Annotated in this window: 19 protein-coding genes; 1 reads left to right on the forward strand and 18 read right to left on the reverse strand. The window is 52.5% G+C overall.

Translation table 11 applies throughout. From position 1 onward, the window contains the following. Positions 1-16: 16 nt before the first annotated feature. The 3 genes from ACT7B3_RS10725 to ACT7B3_RS10735 form a co-directional block, all read right to left on the reverse strand. The gene (locus ACT7B3_RS10725; protein WP_445157936.1) at positions 17-1,231 is read right to left on the reverse strand and encodes a lipopolysaccharide biosynthesis protein; all 1,215 of its coding nucleotides are present in this window, start codon (positions 1,229-1,231) and stop codon (positions 17-19) included. Positions 1,232-1,482: 251 nt separating this feature from the next. Further along, positions 1,483-3,303, reverse strand: coding sequence for an ABC transporter ATP-binding protein (locus tag ACT7B3_RS10730; protein WP_445157937.1), 1,821 nt, complete (start codon positions 3,301-3,303; stop codon positions 1,483-1,485). A 24-nt stretch (positions 3,304-3,327) separates the two neighbouring features. Next, on the reverse strand, positions 3,328-4,524 hold the full coding sequence (locus ACT7B3_RS10735; RefSeq protein WP_445157938.1) for a nucleotidyltransferase family protein: 1,197 nt from the start codon (positions 4,522-4,524) through the stop codon (positions 3,328-3,330). Positions 4,525-5,204: 680 nt separating this feature from the next. Between ACT7B3_RS10735 and ACT7B3_RS10740 the strand changes: the two genes are divergently transcribed. Next, positions 5,205-5,378, forward strand: a complete 174-nt coding sequence (locus ACT7B3_RS10740) for a hypothetical protein (protein WP_444677388.1) — start codon at positions 5,205-5,207, stop codon at positions 5,376-5,378. A gap of 129 nt (positions 5,379-5,507) precedes the next feature. Here ACT7B3_RS10740 and ACT7B3_RS10745 read toward each other — a convergent pair whose 3' ends face one another. The 15 genes from ACT7B3_RS10745 to ACT7B3_RS10815 form a co-directional block, all read right to left on the reverse strand. After that, positions 5,508-5,963 carry a lasso peptide biosynthesis B2 protein gene (locus ACT7B3_RS10745; protein WP_445157939.1) on the reverse strand — a complete coding sequence of 152 codons (456 nt, stop codon included), beginning with the start codon at positions 5,961-5,963 and terminating at the stop codon, positions 5,508-5,510. Between the two features lie 411 nt (positions 5,964-6,374). Further along, positions 6,375-8,390: an asparagine synthase-related protein gene (locus ACT7B3_RS10750; protein ID WP_445157940.1), complete on the reverse strand. Its 2,016-nt coding sequence runs from the start codon at positions 8,388-8,390 to the stop codon at positions 6,375-6,377. After that, entirely contained in the window at positions 8,391-8,681 is a 291-nt protein-coding gene (locus ACT7B3_RS10755) for a PqqD family protein (protein ID WP_445157941.1), read from the reverse strand. After that, the gene (locus ACT7B3_RS10760; RefSeq protein ID WP_445157942.1) at positions 8,678-9,688 is read right to left on the reverse strand and encodes a hypothetical protein; all 1,011 of its coding nucleotides are present in this window, start codon (positions 9,686-9,688) and stop codon (positions 8,678-8,680) included. The genes ACT7B3_RS10755 and ACT7B3_RS10760 overlap by 4 nt, the downstream gene beginning before the upstream one ends. A gap of 66 nt (positions 9,689-9,754) precedes the next feature. Further along, positions 9,755-11,029, reverse strand: a complete 1,275-nt coding sequence (tviB, locus tag ACT7B3_RS10765) for a Vi polysaccharide biosynthesis UDP-N-acetylglucosamine C-6 dehydrogenase TviB (protein WP_445157943.1) — start codon at positions 11,027-11,029, stop codon at positions 9,755-9,757. Between the two features lie 36 nt (positions 11,030-11,065). Beyond that, entirely contained in the window at positions 11,066-12,100 is a 1,035-nt protein-coding gene (galE, locus tag ACT7B3_RS10770) for a UDP-glucose 4-epimerase GalE (RefSeq protein WP_445157944.1), read from the reverse strand. Between the two features lies 1 nt (position 12,101). Further along, entirely contained in the window at positions 12,102-13,079 is a 978-nt protein-coding gene (locus ACT7B3_RS10775; protein WP_445157945.1) for a D-2-hydroxyacid dehydrogenase, read from the reverse strand. After that, positions 13,080-13,910 carry an aldolase/citrate lyase family protein gene (locus ACT7B3_RS10780; protein ID WP_444677380.1) on the reverse strand — a complete coding sequence of 277 codons (831 nt, stop codon included), beginning with the start codon at positions 13,908-13,910 and terminating at the stop codon, positions 13,080-13,082. Further along, the gene (locus tag ACT7B3_RS10785) at positions 13,907-14,581 is read right to left on the reverse strand and encodes a sugar transferase (protein ID WP_445157946.1); all 675 of its coding nucleotides are present in this window, start codon (positions 14,579-14,581) and stop codon (positions 13,907-13,909) included. Before ACT7B3_RS10785 ends, ACT7B3_RS10780 begins: the two co-directional genes overlap by 4 nt. Continuing rightward, on the reverse strand, positions 14,578-15,729 hold the full coding sequence (locus ACT7B3_RS10790; RefSeq protein WP_445157947.1) for a glycosyltransferase family 4 protein: 1,152 nt from the start codon (positions 15,727-15,729) through the stop codon (positions 14,578-14,580). Before ACT7B3_RS10790 ends, ACT7B3_RS10785 begins: the two co-directional genes overlap by 4 nt. Positions 15,730-15,731: 2 nt before the next feature. Next, on the reverse strand, positions 15,732-16,970 hold the full coding sequence (locus ACT7B3_RS10795; RefSeq protein ID WP_444677377.1) for an ArnT family glycosyltransferase: 1,239 nt from the start codon (positions 16,968-16,970) through the stop codon (positions 15,732-15,734). A 15-nt stretch (positions 16,971-16,985) separates the two neighbouring features. Further along, positions 16,986-18,047 carry a glycosyltransferase gene (locus tag ACT7B3_RS10800; RefSeq protein ID WP_445157948.1) on the reverse strand — a complete coding sequence of 354 codons (1,062 nt, stop codon included), beginning with the start codon at positions 18,045-18,047 and terminating at the stop codon, positions 16,986-16,988. A 10-nt stretch (positions 18,048-18,057) separates the two neighbouring features. Then, positions 18,058-18,969, reverse strand: a complete 912-nt coding sequence (locus ACT7B3_RS10805) for a glycosyltransferase family 2 protein (RefSeq protein ID WP_444677375.1) — start codon at positions 18,967-18,969, stop codon at positions 18,058-18,060. A gap of 22 nt (positions 18,970-18,991) precedes the next feature. After that, positions 18,992-20,017, reverse strand: coding sequence for a Stealth CR1 domain-containing protein (locus ACT7B3_RS10810; RefSeq protein WP_445157949.1), 1,026 nt, complete (start codon positions 20,015-20,017; stop codon positions 18,992-18,994). A 7-nt stretch (positions 20,018-20,024) separates the two neighbouring features. After that, entirely contained in the window at positions 20,025-20,996 is a 972-nt protein-coding gene (locus ACT7B3_RS10815; RefSeq protein ID WP_445157950.1) for a hypothetical protein, read from the reverse strand. Positions 20,997-21,006 lie beyond the last annotated feature (10 nt).

The raw sequence follows: 21,006 nt of genomic DNA on the forward strand, positions 1-21,006 counted from the left end.
TTCGAAACAAGATCGCTTAACGGGCGTTCTCGTGTTTGTACTTGGCGGCCGCCATCAGCGTGGCCAGGATCAACAACACATTTAGCGTTACATTCACCAGGCTGAACAGCGCGACGGCAGCCAGGGCGCTCTCAAAGACGAAAAACCCGATCGCCAGCGAGGCCACACGGAGGGCGACGCTGAAAACTTCGTAGATCAGAAAGAGACCCTGAAGCTGGAGCACGGGTATCGCCCCAACGCTAGGACGGTTGATGAAGCCGAAATAGGACCACAGCGCCAGCCACTGGGCATACTCACCTGCCGTATGCCACTGAGCACCGAATACCAGACTGAACAGCCAGGGACCGAGGGCCACCACCAGCCCGAAGGGAATCAGGCCGATCACGGCCAGGTAGCCGGTGGCCTTGATCAGCAGCTTGTGGGGATCCTCTCGGTTGTGAATCGCCTCATTGATGCGGGGATAGAACACGGAGGCCACGGAATGGCCGATCAGCGTGGTGGGTATGCCGAGTACCAGCTTGCCCAGCGAGTAGAAACCGGCGGCGGCAGGCCCGAAGAAAGCAGCCAGCATCAGCACCGGCATGCTCTGCGACGCAGCGTTGAGCATGGTCTGGGGAGTGCGATAGTAGGCAAAATCACGATGCCTCCAGGCCAACTCCCGGCTGCTTGCGCCGGGCTCGTCGGAGACCGTACGCGCCCATGCCATCCTGCCCTCCGGGTGATGACGAATGCCGGACCACAGCATGAAGGCATGCAGCATGCTGCCCAAGGCTGCCAGCACGATCAGCACGGCGGCAATGGGTGCAAAGATACCGATGCCCGCCTTGGCGGTATTGAGCCAAAGCACCTGCAGCACTGCCACCTTGGCCTTGATTTTGAATAGCTTCTTGCGAATAACCCATTGACTCATCACCGCCTTGCAGGCCATGAAGAACATCGCCATGGGCAGCAGTAGGATAAACGGCTCGATGGCCTGTAGATTGAACGTTGCGACAAACGCATCGTTGAACACCATCAGGGCCAATGCAGTCAGCAAGGAAGTTACCAGTGCGATGCCAAGCGACAGCCGGGCCAGGCCGATGGCATCGGCATCCTGCTTAGGCAGGACGATCGCGACGGGGTAGCTGAATGCCGCCAGGGGCGTCAACACGGCCAGGATGGCGGTAAAGGTGCCCAGCACGCCGAAGGCTTCCGGACCGTAAAGGCGAGTGATGATTGGGGAGAAGGCCATGGTAATGGCCTGTGCGCCTGCGGCGCCCGTCGCAACGATGGCGACATTGCGCACGAATTTGCTCTGGGTAAGGCGTCGGGTATGAGCTATCACGAATCTGTCATCCGCATGTAATGAAGACAAGGCGCACTGGCGCCGTTTTGATCCGCCTAAGGAATGACACGCCGGCCGGGCAAGGCCCGGCGGAACATGTCGAACGCTTTCTATGTGAAGTTACCCTCATATAGAAACTTTCAGCGAGATGAAGGCCCTCAAGCCTCCACCTCGCGATAGTGGTACGCCTGCTGGCTGAAAAGGTCGTGGTACATCCCCTGCTGGCGAATCAGCTCGTCGTGGGTGCCCTGCTCGCGGATTACCCCCTGGTCGAGCACATAGATGTAGTCGGCCATGCGCACCGTCGACAGGCGGTGACTGATGATCAATGCCGCCCGGTGATCGATTCGCTCGCGGAAATCCTGGAACAGTTCAAACTCCGCACCGGGGTCGAGCGCGCTGGTCGGCTCATCAAGGATGATGACCTGGGACTGATGCATGAAAGCGCGGGCCAAGGCTACCTTTTGCCACTGACCGATGCTCAGCTCGCAGCCACCGTCGAACATGCGCGTCAGCGGTGTGTCATAGCCCTTGTCGAGCTTTTGGATAAAGGGGTCGGCGCCGGATTTCACCCCCGCCTTCTGGATCAGCGGCGTATCTTCGGGCTGCGTGATATCGCCATAGCGAATGTTGTCGCGAACGCTGTCGGCGTAGCGGCCGTAGTCCTGGAAGATCACACTGTAAACACGCCGATACTCCTCGAGGCTGTACTCCTTGGCATCGATGCCATCGAGCGTGATGCGACCTGAGGTAGGATCGTACAAGCGGCACAGCAGCTTGATGAGGGAGGTCTTGCCGGACCCATTGGCGCCGACAAGCGCCACGATCTGACCGGGCCGGATCGAGATATTGATGTTCTTCAGCACATCCCGCTCGGTGCCGGGGTAGCGGAAGCTGACGTTTTCCATGCATACGCCCTTGGCCATGCTCACGGGCGTGTCGGCCGGTTGCTCGGGGCTTTCGATGACCGGACGGACATCAAGGAATTCGAACAACAGGCCTACGTAGAGATGATCTTCATACAGCTTCGAGAGCTGCTGAACCAGTTCCTGGCCCATCGCCTGCGCACGCTGGAAGATCAGCAGGAAAAGCACGAGATCACCGACGCTGTTCCTTCCCACGGAAGTCTGCCAGGCCAAAAAGGCCAAGGCCGAAAAGAAAGCGGCCGTGGCAGCCGCCGCGACAAGAATCTCGACGCTGGTGCGACGCTTGGTGATGTGCATGCGCTCGCGGCGGATGGTCGCACGCAGATCGGTATACCTGTCACGCAGGTAATTCCCCAACTGGTTAAGCCGCAGCTCCTTGGCATTGATATCGGAAGTGAGCAACCAGTCGATGTAGCCGGAACGGCGCTCCATCTGCGTGCGACGGCGCTGCCAGTCATAGAGATGCCGGGTGAAGTGGATACGCACCAGCAGCGCCGGCACGATGGCAAGGAACAGCAAGGGCAACAGCATCCAGTTAATCGTGGTGATCAGCACGACGATACCCGCCAGCATCAGGCTGTTCTTGATAAGCATCATCAAGTTGCTGACGACCTGGACCGGCCGCTGGTTGCCTGATTGCCGTGCGCGTTGCAGCGTATCGAAGTAGCGTGGGCTCTCGTAGAAGGCGAGGTCGGCCTGAATCGCCCGCAGATGGATCTCACGATCGATGGTATCGGCCACCATCAGCCCTTGGGCCTCCCGGGCCAGGGCGGAAAGGCCCCGGGCAACCAGGTAGCCCAGCGAACAGAACCCCGTCAGCGCAACCGTCAACAGCACCGGGCCGATCCCATCGACAGGCGCCTCGGCGCCCAGCATCACGGTGACGACATCGACGAGTCGCTTCAGCAGGAACAGCACGGCCAGCCCGAAGAAGATCTCGACCGCCATCAACAGCGAACTTAACAGTGTCCATTTGGGGCTGCTTTGCCAAAGCAGCGGAAAAATCCTGCGCAGCGTGCGCAGCGGGGCAAAAATACGTTCCAGACGAATCATGGCAGCGCCCTGGGGTCGTGGTGACTAGGAGTTGCGAAACAGTGTGTTACGCCGGAAAAATTCGCGCATGGGCCGAATGGGGCGATACAGCCACTGCCAGTGGGAAGGCAATGGCCAGTCGTGGTAATCCACGTAGCTGGGGCGGAAGACGCGCAACCAGCCGAGCAGCTTCCAGCGCAGCAGATGGGCAGGGGTGGTCTGCCAGGCAAAGGCGAAATCCGGTGTGGCCATCTTCTTCTGCATCGCGTGCTCGACCTCGAGCCCCCCGGCCATGGCCGCAAGGCTGGACGTCAGAAGCTCACGCCCTTGAGCGGAAATCGGCTCGTATTCCCAGGGACAAGGTTGCGACATGGCCCGGTAGAGCTCGAGCGACGCTTCCACAGTCGCCACCAGGTCGTGCCGCTCGGCACAGCGTCTGACAGACTCGAGGCAGAAATCAGGATGGCGCTGGATAGCATCCAGATCCACCAGCCAGTGCAAGTGCGACCAGAAATGCTTGGTATGGTGAAGACAAATGTAGACAAACAGCTCATCCGTAGGCATCACCGGATAGCTCAAGGGGTCTAGCTGCAGCGCATCGCGCCTGGTGAGCAGGTCTTCCGTGTCGTAGACCGAAGCATAGCGAACGATGCGCTGGTGAAACTCGATCCCTACCCCAAGCGGAGAGATCAAGGTAATCACCTTCTGGGTACGGGCGAGGAAAGCCAGGCTCGAGGGGTCGGCCTGCAATGGCTGAGGATCATATGGGACATACCCAAGCTGAAGCGCGGTTTCCAGCAACCTGACCATGGCGTTATGGGGCACCAGGACGTCAATATCGCGTGAGATCCGGATGGCAGGCTCATCGTAGTAACGCATCGCCAACGATGGACCCTTGAAAAACATTGCCGGAATGCCGAGCGGCTCGATCAGATCCTTGAGCACGGCTTGCTGGGCAGACATGACCAGCATGCTGCGCTGCTGTATCGTCATGACCGCAATCCGCATCTGCTCAAGTTCGCGTGCCTCTAGACCGGCTGGCTGTAGCTGGCGCAGATGACGATAGACAAGGGGCAGGATCAGATTCTGCCGGGCCCGCAAGGCAACACCAGCCCAATCCGTAACATCCCGACACAGGGAGAGAGCCTGCTCCTTTTGCTCATCCGAGAGTTCAATCCTTGAAAGCATGATCAAGAGCTGCAGGACTCTATCATTCGCTATGGGCGAGGCATTGGTAGTCATAGAAACGTCCTTGCTTCTCAGCTGACTGAGAACTGTATAAATGAGTCATGTACAGCGCAACCAATCTTCACGAAAGGTAACACAAGGCTAGTACGACAACACCAAAGCTTGCACTGCCTTTTCGTTTCAAACAAGTCTTACGGAAATAACGTCATACTACTTTCTCTAGTTTGGACGGCTCTTACTCCCAGCCCCCCGCACTCACCACAAAAAAAACCTTTTTAAATTCATAAACATGCCGGGGTGCGAAAAAAACCTCATCCAAAATCTATATACCCACCGCCCTGCCAACGAGAAATTTGGAACCAGAAATATGAAAAAAAACCTTCCTGCAGCAGATCGACATCGTAAGAAGAAACAGCCAAATAACCAATCCAGAAAAACTGAAGAGGTGCAAATTCTTAGCCGTGCCAGGATTAGTTTCTTAATACTTTTTAAAACCTAAGCGAACCGTCTATACGGCAAGGCACGATAACACTGAAATGGATACCAACCAAGTAGTTACTGGAGAAGAAACCGCTTCGACCTAAGCAGTGATGACTAAACCTCCTTCTTTAATATTAACAAAATCACACTTAAAAAAATTGTAACTGTTATTGAACCAGATGCAGGGCATGCTAAATTGTCCATGCGGTACGCAAGCAAGCAACTTCATAAATTTGTTAGGAGAGGTGAACATCATGGATAGAGCGAACCTGCCCGCCAAGAAACTGCCCTTTGCTCAGCCTGAAATTATGCGCATGGGGTCTGTGGGCGACATTACTCTTGCCACTTCAGCCAGTGCGCAGACCGACGTGCCGATCGGCACGCCGACTCCTCCTGGCACCACGCTGGATGATGTCACATCATCTTGATGAGCGCTAAAGAAAGTCTTGCTAAATAGAATTTCAAACAAATAGCCGCAACTTGTTAATGCTAATTGAGCCAAGCTCAATTAGCATTTTTATTAAACCTAATAAACAAGAAAGACGAAAAAAACATTATCAATATTTTCGCAAATAGGTAGATAACGCCTTGTACCGCCCCCCATGGCCACCAACGACGATAAGCTCACCGGCCCTCAGCCAAGCATGCGCCTTCATGACCATTGCACCGCTAGGATCTTTTTCCATCAAGGTTCCCAGCACCAGCGTGCTCGATATTTTGCGGCGATTCAACATCCACTGCACGGTCATGGCCAGCATCAGGCAGGTATAGTTTCCACGGAACAAACGGTTCACTTTGCGGACGGCCCAACCAAACTCCTTCAGTGCTTGCGTATCCAGTGTCTCGTCTGCCAATATCTCTTCACCAGGCTTTACCTCACCTAAATGATGCGACCACCACTTGAAGGGCAAGACCCTCACCACGAACCATGCAGCAGGCAACAATACAAACGCTTCAGACAAGAGAAGTTTCTTTTTCAACGGCATTTGCAAAACACGAACATACTTGTTCACAGCACACCTCTTGAATAAGAATAAAGAGGAAAATACAATAATAAAAGAAAGCCTTCAATCCTTGTTAATATCTTATTTCTGGTACTCTAGAGACTAGCGAAGTCATGCCAAGCGCTTACTGGTTACCTTCTTGACTGAATGATACGCTATGCTACGATTGACGTGCGGTAAAACCCAAATCAACACAATGGAGATATTTGACATGGAAAAGAAAGCTGAGTTCACCCAACCGAGTGTAACGCGTCTTGGTAGCGTGGGTGAAATCACCTTGGCAAGTGCTTCTACCCGCGCGACCGATGTCCCGCAGGGTTCACCCGTCAGCGGCGTGGATTCCGTGACCGGTTCTTAATGTCCCGGCAGTAAGAAAGCGACTTGCTTTCAAAGCACTGGCGTTTCGCCAGTGCTTTTTCATTAGCAAATATAGGTTTCCTTGAGAATCAGCCAGCGCCTGAAGCACCAGATTGACCAGATTTTCGCCTGGATTTCCTGGGCAAGTAGTGGGTCATTCTCCAAGGCATCATGACGCTCGATCATACTAACGACGCTGGCGGGCTTGAAGTATTGCCAGATCTCCTCGTCTGCATCCAGAGCCGCACCCTTGAGATCAGCAAAGCACTGCCCTGTCACTGCATTGCCGATGCTGGCAGCAAGATTCGACTTGCCGCGGCGCGTACGTATCTTTTCCGGATAGATACCCTTCATGGAGGAGCGAAGAATCAATCGTGTCCACCCATTATCCAGCTTGTGGTTGGCAGGCAACCCCAGACAAAAATCCATCAATTCGACATCCATGAATGGATACCGGGTTTCCACACCATATTTTTCCGAAATGGAGTGGGTATATTCAAAATATGCTTCGAGCACCCCATTTCCCAAGGCAAACATTTGTGCCTCGCGCTCAGTACGAATGCTTTTAATAGAATTATAATGTGCCTTTGAGAAATTGACGTGGTCCGACTCAGCAATAAAGCTTTGCGTTAGCTCATCCTCGCTATATCGCCCCTGCCAGGCAGGGGCTTGCGTGGTTTTTTTGTTGGGCGTTTTCAATAGTCCCCATCGTCTCAGCGTTGGCTTGACAAGGTATTGCTTGACCATCGACTTTCGGTTCAGCCCGAAATGCTTGGAAAGCAGAAACACCGCTTTTATGGATTCGATTGAGAGCGCCCTGTCAGTCTTTTCTTTTAATATAGCCTTTCCAAACTTGTTATAAAGTCCAACTTCAGGCTCATCATCAAACGCCTCGTAAATATCGGCCACGGCCTTAACTTCCCTGATGAAGGTTTCCCAATCACCCTGGGTGGCTAGCTCGGCCAGACGATACAGACCGTGCGAGGCAACATTGTCACCATCGACACCATTAAGAATTACCGAACAGCTATCGGCAGAGGCCAGCTCTTGAATTCGCATGACGATACGAATATTGGCGGCATGATGGCAGTCACCGTGAGCGAGGATACTTTGGTCATAAAAATCGGTCACGCTGAGTGTATCCGTATTGACCGAAACGTTATGAACCCCCGCCTCTTCAACCACGCTATCGATAAACTCAGATTCATCGCACTCAGCATTACTCGGGAAGACCGCCGAATAAGTTTTCAGACGGGTCTTATCGAAGCGCACCGCTGACGCACAGATTGCCGACGAATCATGACCTCCACTCAGCTCAATGGCAACCGGACCGGAAGATGGCAGGCGTTTCCTTACGCTACCGATGAAAAGTTCTCGGAAACGCTCGACATTCTCATCGAGATTATCGCCGACAGCCGGTATATCCTGGCCAAGGTGCCAATAGCGCTTAACCGCAGGCTCTCCAGAAGTGGAATACCGCAGGCTATGCGAAGCCGGCAACCGGAAAACACCCTCAAAAAAAGTAAGAGAGCTTTCTGATTCAATGCCTTGCAGGAACTGCATCGCTCTCTTCTTGTTGACTTCCGGTAGGTAACCCACCGAGGAGAGCAGCACGCGAAGATTGTTGGAAAACCACAAGCCTTCGCTATTCCTATGGTAATATAAGGGGCGAATCCCTAGCCGGTCTCTGGCACAGAATAGCTCACCCTTGCTGTCGTCCCATAGGCCGAACGCATAGTCACCCTGCAGGTGATCGACGCACATATCGTTCCAGCGTTGATAGGCGGATTGGATAACGGAATCCAACGAGGTGAGCGCGTTGGCATCATCTTCCATTTGAGCCTTCAACTCATCCGCATTATCTAACCTAACACTCCCAACAGTGTACAGCGGACCATTGGCGCCCTCTTGGCCAAGGGCGCTCCCATGAACATCGGAAGTATGTAACAACAAGAATCGGTCGCCAGCCTGGCGAATCAAAGACGCATCAGTAAAGATCGAAAAAGCATGCTTCATTCTTTCTTCAGTAGCGTCGCCCGCCCCCCCCGGGGCTCCCACCCAACCTGAAAAAAGACTCATTTATTCACACCGAATAGTAATCAGCTGATATTCCTTCAGCGACAGCAGCAGCTGCTCGACAGAAGCCTGGCAAGTTTCGTCATCCACCTCATACTCAGACTTGACGTGCTCGATAATCTGGCTCATGGTTTTCGGTGTATCGAGATATTTCCAAATATAGCTACCTACCGAGTTCAAGGAATAATAGATACCCGCCTGTGTATCCAGCACGGCCTCTTCATCATCGATGGAAGAAGAAATCTGAGCCTTGCTTTTCTCGATCAAGGCATTATGAGAAATCGTATTATTCATTTCACGTCCCTTTTAATATAGTCAAGTAAAGTTTCAACACTTGAATCCATGTCTTCCAGTGACCATGGTCGGCGATAGCGATACACCTCGATTCTGTCGGTCAGTTGGGCAATACGCGCCATCAGAGCCGCGGGGCTGTTGAACTCCTGACCAACGTCGGGGCGATAAAGCGCCCCCATCACCGTGCGAAAGGCCTCCACGCCTTTCAAAGGCTCAAGCGAAGCGGTTTCACCCTCTTCCGCACGCTCCAGGATGACCAGCGCCTTCAAGGGTTCGGGTCGCTTATGGAAGGCTTCATCCACCATCAGGTGGTATTTGTCATGCCGAGTCAGATCGCGAATCAACCCCTTGGTGTCGATGCCCAGGGCCTGAAGCGCATCCTTCCATAGCTTGACGCGAGGGGGGCCGGGATATAGATAGGCCTGGCTATCTTCAGGCTTGATCACCGCCACGTCATCGCTGATCATCGGCCAGCCTTGCGTATAGTGAAGCCAAGCACCAAGCGTCGACTTGCCCGCGCCAGAATGGCCGGTGAACGCCCACACGCCAGTCGGGGTATGCAGCGCACTGACATGCATGGGAAGCCAGTCGCGCTGGTAGAGCAGCACACCTAACGACATGCCTAAAAGGTACTGACGCACATCCCTGGCGGGGACGCCATCCCGCTCATCCTCAAGCACACGACGATCGACCAGGATGCGCCGTCCCTCCTCGATGCGGTAGCGCGCAATACCCTGCACATTCAGCTGACACTGACTCGGTGACAATTGGACCCACTTCCCGCTGAAAGTGGCATCAGCAAGTGATTCGGTAATACCCGCCGTAATAATGGAAATGTCCGCACTGGCAGACGCTGGCACCGGCATCAGTTCGGGAAGTTCAATATCGGATTCAACCGTCATGCCATAGGTGTAATAGAAGAAGCGCTGGGTCTGCGGCCCTGCCTGGCTGCGCCGCTCATTAAGCCCCTCCGGTTTTTCAGCCAAGACCTCTTGCTGCTCCTGCATCTCATTCTCCCTTTGCTTTGACCTTTCCATCGTCTTTTGGCCGAAACCATTTTTTATTCTTCAGCATTACAGGCGAATATCGACTTCCTGCTTGGGGAAGGCATATTTGAGATCATAAAGAACGTGGCTTGTCTTTCCCCAGCGCCTCACGGCTGCAGACCCCAAGTCACGGAATTCCTGATGAGCCACCGCCAGAATGATGGCATCGTAGGTGTCACACTCAGGCTCACTGATCAACTGGAGGCCATACTCTGCCTCGGCTTCGGCAGCGTCCACTCTGGGATCGTAGACATCGACCTCAACGTTATAATCCTTGAGCTCCTGCAAAATATCCACGACACGCGTATTACGTAAATCGGGGCAGTTTTCCTTGAACGTCAGTCCCATAACCAGCACGCGCGCGCCTTCAACCTGCAGGCGGCGCTTGATCATCTGCTTGATGAGCTGGCTTGCCACGTAGGCCCCCATGCCATCATTGATACGGCGCCCCGACAAAATCACTTCCGGATGATAGCCCACGCGCTGCGCCTTGTGGGTAAGGTAATAAGGGTCTACACCAATACAGTGCCCCCCCACCAGTCCTGGCCGGAAAGGCAGAAAGTTCCACTTGGTTCCGGCGGCTTCCAGCACCTCTTCGGTATCGATACCGAGGCGATTGAAAATGACAGCAAGCTCATTGATCAGCGCGATATTGACATCACGCTGCGTGTTTTCAATGACCTTGGCGGCTTCTGCCACGGCAATTGAACTTGCCTTGTGAGTACCCGCGGTGATGATGCGCTGATACAGGGCGTCGACAAAATCTGCCACTTCAGGCGTAGAGCCGGAGGTCACTTTCTTGATGGTGGTTACCCTATGCTCCTTATCGCCCGGATTGATACGTTCTGGGCTATAGCCGGCGTAAAAATCTTGGTTATAGGTGAGTCCGGAGACGCGCTCGACGACAGGAATGCAGTCTTCTTCCGTTGCGCCCGGGTAGACAGTGGATTCGTAGATGACAATGTCGCCGCGCTTGATAACCTTGCCAAGCGTTTCACTTGCCTTGACGAGAGGCGTCAGGTCGGGGCAGCGACTGGAATCGATAGGCGTCGGAACCGTGACGATATAGACATTACAAGCCTCTAGCGCACTAAGTTCACTGGTGAACGTAAGATGGTGCGCTGAGGCTAGCAGTTCGGGCTCGACCTCTAGCGTATGATCGACCCCGTCGCGTAGCTCGCTGATGCGACGGACATTGATATCAAACCCTACGGTAGGCAAGACCTTCCCAAACTCGACTGCCAAGGGAAGGCCCACGTAGCCCAGACCGATGATGCCGAGGCGTACCGTATCCATATTCATGACCATTGATCTCCATTCATTCGGCAATCGGCTAGATTAGCCGCGATATCCTTTGGGGTTCTTGGACTGCCATTTCCACGTATCGGCCATCATTTCATCAAGCCCTCGGCTAGCCGACCAGCCCAGGTCCTTTTTTGCCTTCGAGGCATCGGCCCAGAAGGCAGGCAAATCACCCTCACGCCTTTCGGCAAACCGATAGGCAATCTTCCGTCCCGTTACACGCTCAAATGCCTGGACGATATCGAGCACTGAATAACCTTGGCCCGTTCCAAGATTGAAGTAGGCGATGCCTGCCACCGACAGGCGGCGCAACGCAGCGACATGACCCTCGGCAAGGTCCATGACATGCAGGTAATCGCGTATGCAGGTGCCGTCATCGGTGGGGTAGTCCTGGCCAAAGATGGCGAGCTCGGGAAGTTTTCCTACCGCAACCTGTGCAATGAAAGGCATCAGGTTATTAGGGATACCCAGCGGGTCCTCACCGATCAGCCCGGAAGGGTGGGCACCGATAGGATTGAAGTAACGAAGCGAAGCGACGGACCAAGAAGCATCGGCCGTACAGATGTCCTCGAGCACCTGTTCGACCATGGCCTTGGAGCGTCCATAGGGGTTAGAGCTGTTACCGCGAGGGTACGTTTCGCGATAGGGTACGGGAGCATTGGCCCCGTAGACGGTGGCGGACGAACTGAATACCAGCTTCTTGACGCCGGCCTTCTGCATGGCCTGGCAAAGACTCAAGGTGCCCTCTACGTTATTCTGGTAGTAGGCGAGCGGTGAGCGGACACTCTCACCTACCGCTTTCAGGCCTGCAAAGTGGATCACCGCGGCAATTTCAAAACGTGTAAATATCCGCTCAAGCTCAGCACTGTCCCTGACATCTCCGCAAACGAAATCTATGGCACCATCCGTCAAGGCTTCAACGCGACGCAACGCTTCTTCCGACGAATTGCAAAGGTTATCCAGAACGACGACTTGGTAACCACCTTCGAGCAGCGCCAGCACGGTGTGTGAGCCGATATAGCCCGCCCCACCCGTCACCAGAATGGTGGGAGAAGTGTCACCTATTTGCATATTAATACCCAGCCTCTCTATTCACCGGCGTAACAGGCTCTCGCCCCGACAACAGCGCCAGTGCATTGGCATGGAAGACCTCGAGTGCACGCTCAAGGTAAAACGGCGTAGTACCCGATACATGCGGGGTGACCAGCACATTTTCGTGTTTCCAAAGTGGCGAGCCTTCAGGTAACGGCTGCCATTCGAAAACGTCCAGAGCGGCTCCCTTCAGGATGCCGCTGTCGAGGGCGTTCAACACGGCGTCGCCGTTCACAACACCACCACGTGAGATGTCGACCAGTACCGCGCCAGGCTTCAGGCGGGAAAGAAAAGCGGCGTCTACCAGACCACGTGTTTCCGGCGTCAAAGGCAAACACACAACCAGATAATCGGAGCGTGAGAGCTCCTGGCCAATATCTTCCATTGCGACAACACGGTCGACATTAGGTACTTCCCGAATATGGCGAAGAGTCCCCACTACCTCCATATCAAACGCCTTCGCTCGCTGGGCCAGCGCCGTACCAACATGTCCCAAACCCAGAATGGTCACACGGCGTCCGGTCAGCTCATTCAGCCAGGTACGCTTCCATTCGGCCCGCTTGGACTGCTCATGAAACCGATTGAACTGCTTAGCGAAGTACAACATGGCACCAATGGCGTACTCACTCATGGGAGCGCCATGAACACCGCTGCTTTTGGTCAGAAAGGCATTGGCCTTATCGAAATCCATTTCCCATATTTTTTCCACACCGGCCGAGAGAAAATGAATCCAGCAAAACCTCTCCAGTTTGTTCAGTGCCGCCGCTAGCCAAGGAAGCGTCGGCGTGATCACGGCATCATAAGAACGAGAGGCGTACACCTCCTGGGCACTCCCGGCAAAATCGATCGTGGCAGCAGGATACCATTCACCCAGTCGCTGAAGGACCAACTCACGCTGATCCTGCAGCACCTCTTCCTTCTGTAAAAAAAGGATACGTTCAAGGGAATCTAACGCCATTTATCTACTCACCTGCTTTCGGCCAAGACGAAACGCCCGCTCGGCCAGGATTTGATGGTTTTCCAGCAGGGCTTCCTGATCGCGAGCACGCCACTGCTGCTCAGCATCAGTCAGTGCAGCAATCTCGCGTGGGAAATCAATCGACTGCAGCAGTTCTGCAGCGGTTGCGGCGCCAGAATGAAATGCACGCGAGAGGATGACCCAGCGAGAATCCAACCGCACATGCTCGCCAATGACGTTTTCCGCCGGCAGCTCGCCCTGACCGATCCTGGCGATGCCACCAATACCCCAGGTAATACCCGCTTGCTCAAGTTGCTCAGATGCGGCGTCGAACAGCCGTCCAGCCATGGGTTCGAACAGAAAGTCCAAGCCCAGGCTCAATGAAAGATCATTCAGCCCGAAATGGACTTCATCTCGCCCCGGGACAAGCAGCGGCAGCCAGTCCGCCAGCCTTACCAGTGCTGGCGCTGTCTCTGCTAGGAAGGTAACCGGCACGCGCTGCCCTACCAGTTCCAGGAATTCAGCGACGTCATGCCGCGAAGTGAACATGGGCAACATGAGACGCTGCGCACCATGGTTAAGCGCAGCCTCGATCTCAGCTGTAGTACCATCATGCAGTGGGTTTATGCGTACCATCAGCTCAGCTTTTCGCAACACCTTGGCAATAGCCTCAATATCCGCCAGGGTATGCGCCGCTTTGTGAGTATCCAGGTGGCCTTGTCGCTGGGCCTTGCCGTTGACCTCCTGGTCCAGGAAGATCCTATCGACGCCATGCTGCTCGATATATTCCGCGACATCAGGGCTGGCGGTGATCATCATACGCTTGATCATTGTTGCTTCATCGCCTCCTCGACATCCTGGTCACTGGGTGCCCTACCCCCGAGACTCTCCCGGTAAGCTCTCCAGTTCAATCCCTCTCCGCCATAGAGGCCGCTGCCCTTGAGTACAACTACCACGGTCCTGAAGATCAGCCGCAGGTCATAGAAAAAATTCTGCTTGCGAACATATTCAGCATCGAAGGCCAACTGCTGCAGCCATCCCAAGCTGCGCCGCCCTTTTACCTGAGCCAGACCGGTCAAGCCAGGCCGAACGTCAAAGCGGATAAGGCAGCCAGGCGGTATCACCTCGATCTGCTCCATCAGTATTGGACGCGGGCCCACAACGCTCATGTCGCCCTTCAGGATATTGATCAGCTGCGGCAACTCATCAATGCTGGTCGCCCGAAGGAAACGTCCGGCCCGGGTGATCCTATTGTCCTCACCGGAGCTCACGACCTGTTCACTGTTTTGGTCAATGCTGTCAGCAGGCCGGTCGATCATGGTACGAAACTTGAAGATCATGAAAGGCTGGCCGTTGAGCCCCGCACGCCGCTGCTTGAACATGACAGGGCCCTGGCTATCGAGCTTCACCCAGAGCGCTACGAGCAGCAGGAGAGGAGCAAGCACCAGCAACGCACAGCCACTGGCAACGATGTCAAAGAGACGCTTGGCGGCCAAATTCATGTGCACTCCTGCTCCACGGCATGGCGTTCAACCGGCCCGGTCAGCAACATGGCTTCCATGATGACGCGGTTGACCTTGCGCACGTCGTAGTATTTCTCTACCAGTTCAACGCTGGCCTCGCCCATCGTGGCCACCATCTCGGGCTCATGAATGAAGCGCTCCATCGCATCAGCCAAGGGCGCACTGGTTCTTGGAGCCACCAGGAACCCATTGATGCCCGGCTCCACCGTTTCTCGGCAGCCAGGTGCATCGCTGGTGATGATAGCGCGCCCCATGCTCATCGCCTCGAGCACAGAACGCGGCGTACCTTCACGATACGAAGGCAGTACAAATACAGAGCATTCGCTGATCCAGGGCCTTACATCCTCCACGCCTCCGACAAACTCGACGGCGCCCTCCCTTTTCCAGCGTTCCAGATCCTGAATGTCACAGGCATGAGGAAGGCTGGGATCGTGCGGGCCCACGGCCACGAACCTGACCTGAGGATACCGCTGCTTCAAAAGGTTGGCGGCTTCGCAGAACTCCGCTATTCCCTTCTCGCCAAGCAGCCTGCCGATAAACAGGAACGTCAGGGGGCCTTGAGGCAACGGCTGGCGAGCGAAGCGCGCCATATCGACGCCGGAACCGTAGGTACGAACGGCTTTTGTCGCCTTAGAAAGAATCCGCTTGTCGGTGAATTCCTTGAGGTCATCGGGATTTTGGAAGAAAACCCTGTCATTACAGGAAAGTCCGGCACGGTAAAGCATGCTGAGAACTCGGCGCAGCCGGCGTGTCCTTGGTGTGTCGGTGGTAAAAAGATGACCAAGGCCTGTAATCATTGAATAAATACGTGGCACCCCAGCCATCTTCGCCGCTAGGCTGCCGTAGATGACGGGCTTGCTGGTATAGCTGAACACTACACTAGGCCTGATTTTTCTGATCAGCTTGTAGAGCTCATGAAGAGTCCTGAGATCATGCATAGGATTTACGCCAGTACGCCCCATGTCGATCGGATAAATGGCAATGCCTAATGCTTCGACATCAGGTAAATAATCCGCAGTAGGGACAGCCGCCCCTACTTCGAGGCCCTGCGCAAGCATTTCACGGATCAGATCACCACGATTAGCCATTAGCGAGCGGGCATTGCCTGCAATAATCAGAACATCCACAATTAAGCTCTCCTTAGCTTGATTTTGAAAGTGTGGAATGTCGACGCTGCGAGAATCAAGAATAAAGCCAGCAGCTTAGTCTTGTGGCGGATGGCCGTACCCACGTTGGTTACACCAATCGCGAAGATGAAGGTCAGTGCGCCAAACATGAATAACATTGCAACACATTCTTCCCTGTTTTTCAACGTATCCCAACCTTTGTAGACACGCCAAGCCATGAACAAGTAAAGCATGGAGGACACTACCCCGAGCAGATGCCTCGGGCTGCGCAAGTCCCAGGGAAAGGGAGAAAAATGAAAGTAGACAATACGTGCGGGAATCAACCATGGCTGCGTATAAGGGTTACCTTGCGCAATGAAGCTAGGATAAGCGGAGCCACCGGTCGCCTCGCGCGAGAAACGCGATTCAATTGCGGAACCAACGCCTCCTTCCCCTTCTCCGCCGACTTCAATACCTTTACCGAGCGAAATACCACCACCAAAGGCCACCATTCCAAGCGAAAGTACAAGCATGGTGGATGATAGCAACACCTTCAGCGCATCATGATAGCTAGCCCGTGTCGTATCCGTCTTGAAAACGGTACGGTAAAGAAAAAATGTGAGGTACGCTGCTACGCCGACAAAAGCACCGATCCAGCCGGGGTGAAACGCCACGGCACCGCCGAAACAGAGGCAAGCCCAGATAATACCTAGGTATGACCTACCAGAGACCCATTTGACGAAAAAGTACAAACCAAGGATAAAAAACATGATTGCCACTTCCTCGCGCATCGCGAGAATGGAATTAAAAGCGGCAAAGGGATACAGAGCTAGCACAAGCGCCACCATGATTCCCGCGCGTTTACCCCACAGCTGATAAGCGATAATGGCAGAAACGGCGACGACCACGTGACCGAAAAGAAAGCTGAATGCCGGCAATATAGAATAAGATACGCCAACCAGTTTTTGAACTACCGCACCAAGCCAAGCATAAAAATGCGAATGAGTCACATCCACTATGTCCATGAGATGAGACCATTCGAACTGAGACCAATAACGTGCCGTATTATTGAAGCGCGACGCATCATCTGTCGCACCTGGTGGACGAAAGATACGAAAGTAATCCAAGAGGAAGAGTACTAGTCGTGTAACATAGGCCAGAACAAGTGGCCAGAGCAGCCAACGATGCAAAACGGCAACCCACAAGCAGTATACAGCCGTAAATGTGAACAAAATATAGACAAATAGCAGTCCGGTCGTCATGGATGCACCATTGGTTCAGAGGCTATGGTAGAGGTCCAGATGCTTGTCTACCGATTTTGAAATCGTATAGATTTCCGAGTTATTGATCGCATTACGATGATAACGCAGCCTGGCAGAATAATCGTTTAACATTTTTTTCAATGCATCCGCATAGGCTTCTACCTCAACGCCAACGACCAGACCATTATCCACTTTCTCGACGATTTCGGAACACCCGCCTACATCGGTGACTAAAACAGGCAAGCCTGTCAAGGTGGCCTCGATCTGTGCAATGGGCAAACCTTCCCACGCTGAGGACATTACAAAGACATCGGCTTCTTTAAGCAGACTCGAGACATTGTCGACATTGCCCAAAAAGTCGAGGCGTTCCGCGATACCAAGCTCGGACGCAAGTTGACGCAATTGAGCGTCTTCTGGGCCGCTACCAGCAAGCAGCAGCCTGTAATTAGCCGAGTCGATTCTGCTCAAGGCATTGAGCAATAATGCCAAATTCTTCTGCTCCGACAAACGTCCGACATAAAGAAGAGTGACCAATGCTCTGTCGGGATAATTCTCTATCGGCACGAGGCGAGCTGCATCCACAGCATTGTCTATGTGGTGAACATCACGCGTGGCCACCTGTTTCAACAATGAGGTGCATGCGTTACAAATTCCTACATAAGCATGGGTCCTGCGATCCAAAAAACGGTATAGAATCGGATTAGCCCTAAGCTTAATGTTATGATGGGTATAGACTCGCTTTACGCGAGGCAAAAAAGCGGAAAAAATTGCCGCGTAATATAAGTGGGAATGAATCAGATCAGGCTTGAAGGCACGCTGAAACTTACGCAGCGCGGCCACGCCCTTTAATGGATTCCGTCTTGCGCGTGCGCCGACGAAACCGAATTCGATACCATTATCGCGCAATTCTGCTAGGAACTTGTCCTCATAAGACTGCTCGCGGCCTGCCTCTTCTGCGCGATCTAGGAAAGCTATGAAAACCCTATGTCCCCGCTTTCTCATCTCGATCGAAATATCTTTTACATAAACTTCTGCTCCACCAGCCGCAGCTGAGGAAATTACGTGCATGATATTCATTTTATAGGGCCTACAGAGAGCACTTACCATAAAGATAGGCGAGCCATTCCTTGAATCGTGATGGCGGCGAATGATGAAAGGCGCGGGTCAGGTGATAAGCCACCTTCTTGCGCTCTTGCCCATCGGCGCGCATGCTCTTAGCCAATCTGAGCTCACAACTTTTCCGCCTTTTTTTCAATTCATGAGGTGAAAAATATTGGTTCTCTTCGGCCTTGTCCAAAAAACGCAACAAATTATTATAAGTTGCCTGATAATTATTGTTACGTGTCAGAGAATTATCTCGGTAATTTCTTATAAAGCCTGGGCCGACATTTCCTTTACAGAGCCAGCCCGCCTTGGCGAGCCTGATGATGACATCAAAGTCTTCATTATGAACTAGCGCTTCGTCGAATCCTCCGATTGCTCGCAGTGCCTCTGTTCTGAACACATAGGTATGAACCCCGCCGGGTATACCACCCTCCTTGCCCACTTGATCCGTGTTGATGAGTCCATCTGCATCCTGATAGGAATGCAGCTTATTCATGGGCATCTTGAGATAGGTGCCATACACGCCAAAGTAGTTAACGGGCAAGGCCTGAAGGACTTCTTCCTTATTGTTTAGATTTTCCGGAAGCAGCTCATCATCAGAGTCAAGAAAGGTGACAAACTCGCTGGTGGTATTTTCTAGGCCAAAGTTTCTGGCAGAGGAAGGCCCACCATTGCGCTTTTTCAGGCAACGCAATGTCACTTCACTCTCGGCCAAAAATTTATCAACGACTTGCTGAGCCACAGAGTTATTGGACCCATCATCCACCACGAGAACGGCAGCGGGCAACAGGCTCTGCTCTAGAGCAGAAGCCACTGCCTTTTCAAGAGTCGCAAGCTCGTCATTGTAGGTCGTAATAATTACTGTGGTTCTTCCATGGGGCCTGATGCTATTCATATATCTTCCATAATATTTTGCATCATTTTTTCAATTCGAATGAAGATGGATGCGGCAGCAGATCGTTAAAATACTCCAACATCAATTTCTTGCTTTCGGCAAAGTCTTCTTCGTTGAGAAAATGACTGTCATTGAAGCAGACAAAATTAGCCCTTTGGGCCTTCATCTGCACAAGCTTCCCCTTGAGCTCTTCGAACGAAGAATAATTAATCAAATGACAGCCCTGGGGCACCTGGGGATAAAACTCACCTTTAGCCAAGGCATGGAATCGGAATATATATTGTGAAAGCGTGTCCTTTGTTCTAAATTTTTTTCCGAGCGTATATTGCACCTTCTCCTGATAGCTTTCCTTTGCATCCACCAGATTACTCTTCAGATAAGGCTGGGGATGATGATGGATTTCAAACAAGGGATAATGCTTAAGCCTAAGAAATAATGCATTAAGAACAAGGTTTTTTAAGCCGTAGCGGAAATTGAGCAGCTTGGAAAATTTCTCTCTAAGCCCCCAGTCGGAGAAAGTTTCCTTCGAAACAACCTGCATCATTTGTTCATGCAAACGATGAGAAAAATCTTGCGCGTGCATCAAAGGAACAATTTTCAGGAAATCGCAGGGCACATCGCTCTTGAAAAAAAAATCTTTAGAAACGGCATTTACTACAAACATGTCATCATTGAAATAGACAAACTTCTCCGATAAGCCTGGAATCCTATCAAAGTTCATCTCGATAGTTCCACTATTGAATACAGGCAAAAATTCCTGATTTTCGAAAATATCCTCATGCTTTACCAAGCGCACCTTGCCAGAGTCAATATTGAGCCAATTCGGATAATGACCAAAAGTAACAAGATGGATATGACGCACCCAAGGCATGAAGGTCTCAATGCCCCGAAAAATGTACATCAAGTTATCCAGGCTCTTGAAACGTTGCAAAGAAGTCTCTTTTTTCTTGGCCATGGAGGGCGCGTAATGGCGATAGAGCGTGAACCATTCTGGATCGTCTCCATCTACCCACGTAATCACGACATCGACAGGGTCATTATCCTTCATTTATCAATCAGGCCTTATGGTTGGCTGGCTCAGTCTTTTCGGAATAGATCTTCATGCTATCCAAACCAATATTGGAATTATACCAATTCTCATAAACTTTTTTATCGAGCAAAACGTCGGTCAGGAAATGTCCGAAAACCTCCTTAAGCTCCGGATTCTTCTGGTAGCGAAATGACTGCAAATATACTCGCATCAAAACGACACGCAGCTGCAAGGAAATATCAAAATTTTTTGACAAAACTCCACGTTTGTCAAGTTCGCATAGGTACTGTCGTAGCATGTCCGCATCGAATTCAAACCTGTTTTTTTCTATTACACACAGGTTCAGGACATCGATAAATACCCACTTCCTTTCCAGCGTGACGCTTTCAAAATCTAAAAACCAAGGCGACCCATCCTGATCCGAAAGCACGTTGTTGTTAACGTTCAGATCGTTATGCATCAAAAGGGCGCGCTGGTTCTTGCCCTGCTTGATTTCTGCAGAAATCAGGAAAGCAACGATTTTGAAGAAATACCAAGGACTATATGAATTCAAGCTGAACGACCACCTCAACACTTTTGCCGTCGAACTTCTGACAAAACGTGTCACGATTCGCTTCAATCCTGAATGGGTAATGGAAATATCGGAAAGATTGAACTCCAGCAAGGCCGACAAAACCCTCTCCTTGCTGACCAGCTCCTTATTCCAGCCTTGTTCCGCTTGGATAAATCGAAGCAGGAGAAAATTTTCATGATCCGTTTTGATAAGCTGAGGGTAACGAAAAGCTGCGAACCGGTTTTCTGGCAACTGCTCATATACCATCATTTCGTTATCGAATGAGGTATCCCCACCCAGAAGCTTTCGCGCAAGTTTTTGATACCAATAGTTCGCTTCAGAGCGCACCTTGAGTATGGTTTTGTTGCCTTCCGAGCTCCTCAGGAAAGCACACTTACCGACTCTTTGAAAACCAATATCGGAGAGAAAGTTCACTATCTTCATGAGGTGCACC

The organism is Halomonas sp. E14, from assembly GCF_052568415.1.

What these genes read in the sequence shown, in the direction of transcription:
- ACT7B3_RS10725 (WP_445157936.1), bottom strand. Translation starts at nt 1,231, where the DNA reads ATGGCCTTCTCCCCAATCATCACTCGCCTTTACGGTCCGGAAGCCTTC.
- ACT7B3_RS10730 (WP_445157937.1), bottom strand. Translation starts at nt 3,303, where the DNA reads ATGATTCGTCTGGAACGTATTTTTGCCCCGCTGCGCACGCTGCGCAGG.
- ACT7B3_RS10735 (WP_445157938.1), bottom strand. Translation starts at nt 4,524, where the DNA reads ATGACTACCAATGCCTCGCCCATAGCGAATGATAGAGTCCTGCAGCTC.
- ACT7B3_RS10740 (WP_444677388.1), top strand. Translation starts at nt 5,205, where the DNA reads ATGGATAGAGCGAACCTGCCCGCCAAGAAACTGCCCTTTGCTCAGCCT.
- ACT7B3_RS10750 (WP_445157940.1), bottom strand. Translation starts at nt 8,390, where the DNA reads ATGAGTCTTTTTTCAGGTTGGGTGGGAGCCCCGGGGGGGGCGGGCGAC.
- ACT7B3_RS10755 (WP_445157941.1), bottom strand. Translation starts at nt 8,681, where the DNA reads ATGAATAATACGATTTCTCATAATGCCTTGATCGAGAAAAGCAAGGCT.
- ACT7B3_RS10760 (WP_445157942.1), bottom strand. Translation starts at nt 9,688, where the DNA reads ATGCAGGAGCAGCAAGAGGTCTTGGCTGAAAAACCGGAGGGGCTTAAT.
- tviB (WP_445157943.1), bottom strand. Translation starts at nt 11,029, where the DNA reads ATGAATATGGATACGGTACGCCTCGGCATCATCGGTCTGGGCTACGTG.
- galE (WP_445157944.1), bottom strand. Translation starts at nt 12,100, where the DNA reads ATGCAAATAGGTGACACTTCTCCCACCATTCTGGTGACGGGTGGGGCG.
- ACT7B3_RS10775 (WP_445157945.1), bottom strand. Translation starts at nt 13,079, where the DNA reads ATGGCGTTAGATTCCCTTGAACGTATCCTTTTTTTACAGAAGGAAGAG.
- ACT7B3_RS10780 (WP_444677380.1), bottom strand. Translation starts at nt 13,910, where the DNA reads ATGATCAAGCGTATGATGATCACCGCCAGCCCTGATGTCGCGGAATAT.
- ACT7B3_RS10785 (WP_445157946.1), bottom strand. Translation starts at nt 14,581, where the DNA reads ATGAATTTGGCCGCCAAGCGTCTCTTTGACATCGTTGCCAGTGGCTGT.
- ACT7B3_RS10795 (WP_444677377.1), bottom strand. Translation starts at nt 16,970, where the DNA reads ATGACGACCGGACTGCTATTTGTCTATATTTTGTTCACATTTACGGCT.
- ACT7B3_RS10800 (WP_445157948.1), bottom strand. Translation starts at nt 18,047, where the DNA reads ATGAATATCATGCACGTAATTTCCTCAGCTGCGGCTGGTGGAGCAGAA.
- ACT7B3_RS10805 (WP_444677375.1), bottom strand. Translation starts at nt 18,969, where the DNA reads ATGAATAGCATCAGGCCCCATGGAAGAACCACAGTAATTATTACGACC.
- ACT7B3_RS10810 (WP_445157949.1), bottom strand. Translation starts at nt 20,017, where the DNA reads ATGAAGGATAATGACCCTGTCGATGTCGTGATTACGTGGGTAGATGGA.
- ACT7B3_RS10815 (WP_445157950.1), bottom strand. Translation starts at nt 20,996, where the DNA reads ATGAAGATAGTGAACTTTCTCTCCGATATTGGTTTTCAAAGAGTCGGT.